The 2,348-nt window shown below is 56.4% G+C and carries 1 rRNA gene; it reads left to right on the top strand.

Features of this window, described 5'->3' with window-relative positions:
• Window positions 1-2,346, top strand: a 23S ribosomal RNA gene (locus ABD295_RS21085); the annotation flags it as partial.
• Window positions 2,347-2,348 lie beyond the last annotated feature (2 nt).

Below are 2,348 nucleotides of genomic sequence, written 5' to 3'. Positions count from 1 at the left end.
ATGGGCAGGTTGAAGCGTCGGTAAGACGACGTGGAGGACCGAACCCACTTCAGTTGAAAATGGAGGGGATGACCTGTGGATAGGGGTGAAAGGCCAATCAAACTCCGTGATAGCTGGTTCTCCCCGAAATGCATTTAGGTGCAGCGTTGCGTGTTTCTTGCCGGAGGTAGAGCACTGGATAGCCGATGGGCCCGACCAGGTTACTGACGTTAGCCAAACTCCGAATGCCGGTAAGTGAGAGCGCAGCAGTGAGACTGCGGGGGATAAGCTCCGTAGTCGAGAGGGAAACAGCCCAGACCATCAGCTAAGGCCCCTAAGCGGTGACTAAGTGGAAAAGGATGTGGAGTCGCAGTGACAACCAGGAGGTTGGCTTGGAAGCAGCCACCCTTGAAAGAGTGCGTAATAGCTCACTGGTCAAGTGATTCCGCGCCGACAATGTAGCGGGGCTCAAGTCATCCGCCGAAGCTATGGCATTCACACGCGTACCTAGCCCAGAGTGACTGCGGTTGCTGGGTTCAGGGGTGTGGATGGGTAGGGGAGCGTCGTGTCGCCGGGGAAGTTCCGGAGTGATCCAGGGGTGGAGGCGACACGAGTGAGAATGCAGGCATGAGTAGCGAATCACGGGTGAGAAACCCGTGCGCCGAATGATCAAGGGTTCCAGGGTCAAGCTAATCTGCCCTGGGTAAGTCGGGACCTAAGGCGAGGCCGACAGGCGTAGTCGATGGACAACCAGTTGATATTCTGGTACCGGCAATGTAGCGACCCTGACGAGGTCCGTGATGCTAACCACCCAAAGCCACCGTGCAGCGCACCTTCGGGTGTGGCGGCGTGTGGTGGAGCGTGGGATCCGATCGGGTAGTAGTCAAGCGATGGGGTGACGCAGGAAGGTAGCCCAACCACGGCGATGGTTGTCCGTGGCCAAGCAGGTAGGACGAGGCCTAGGCAAATCCGGGTCTCTCACTTCGATGTGGAGTCTGAGATGTGATGGGGAGCCGTTAGGCGAAGTGGGTGATCCTATGCTGTCGAGAAAAACCTCTAGCGAGCTATGCGCCGCCCGTACCCCAAACCGACTCAGGTGATCAGGTAGAGAATACCAAGGCGATCGAGTGAACCATGGTTAAGGAACTCGGCAAAATGCCCCCGTAACTTCGGGAGAAGGGGGGCCCGGACCGTGAACCCACTTGCTGGGGGAAGCGGGAAGGGCCGCAGAGACCAGGCCCAAGCGACTGTTTACTAAAAACACAGGTCCGTGCGAAGTTGTAAGACGATGTATACGGACTGACTCCTGCCCGGTGCTGGAAGGTTAAGAGGACCGGTTAGACCACTTCGGTGGTTGAAGCTGAGAATTTAAGCCCCAGTAAACGGCGGTGGTAACTATAACCATCCTAAGGTAGCGAAATTCCTTGTCGGGTAAGTTCCGACCTGCACGAATGGAGTAACGACTTGGGCGCTGTCTCAACCATGGACTCGGCGAAATTGCACTACGAGTAAAGATGCTCGTTACGCGCGGCAGGACGGAAAGACCCCGGGACCTTTACTATAGTTTGGTATTGGTGTTTGGTTCGGCTTGTGTAGGATAGGTGGGAGACTGTGAGACCCGGACGCCAGTTCGGGTGGAGTCAACGTTGAAATACCACTCTGGTCGTACTAGATGTCTAACCTAGGACCGTGATCCGGTTCAGGGACAGTGCCTGATGGGTAGTTTAACTGGGGCGGTTGCCTCCTAAAATGTAACGGAGGCGCTCAAAGGTTCCCTCATCCTGGTTGGCAATCAGGTGTCGAGTGTAAGTGCACAAGGGAGCTTGACTGTGAGACAGACATGTCGAGCAGGGACGAAAGTCGGAACTAGTGATCTGGCCACGGCATGTGGAAGCGTGGTCACTCAACGGATAAAAGGTACCCCGGGGATAACAGGCTGATCTTCCCCAAGAGTCCATATCGACGGGATGGTTTGGCACCTCGATGTCGGCTCGTCGCATCCTGGGGCTGGAGTAGGTCCCAAGGGTTGGGCTGTTCGCCCATTAAAGCGGCACGCGAGCTGGGTTTAGAACGTCGTGAGACAGTTCGGTCCCTATCCGCCGCGCGCGTAGGAAACTTGAGAAAACCTGTCCCTAGTACGAGAGGACCGGGATGGACGAACCTCTGGTGTGCCAGTTGTCCTGCCAAGGGCACGGCTGGTTGGCTACGTTCGGAAGTGATAACCGCTGAACGCATCTAAGCGGGAAGCACGTTTCAAGATAAGGTTTCCCACCCAAGCAATTGGGGTAAGGCCCCCCACAGACCATGGGGTTGATAGGCCGGAGGTGTACAGCAGCAATGCCCAGCCGACCGGTACTAATAGGCCGAGG

It is taken from the genome of Nocardioides bigeumensis, assembly GCF_039531755.1.
GTDB lineage: Bacteria > Actinomycetota > Actinomycetes > Propionibacteriales > Nocardioidaceae > Nocardioides > Nocardioides bigeumensis.
The sequence above is the reverse complement of the archived record's forward strand: the minus strand, read 5'-3'. Positions and strand labels throughout refer to the sequence as shown.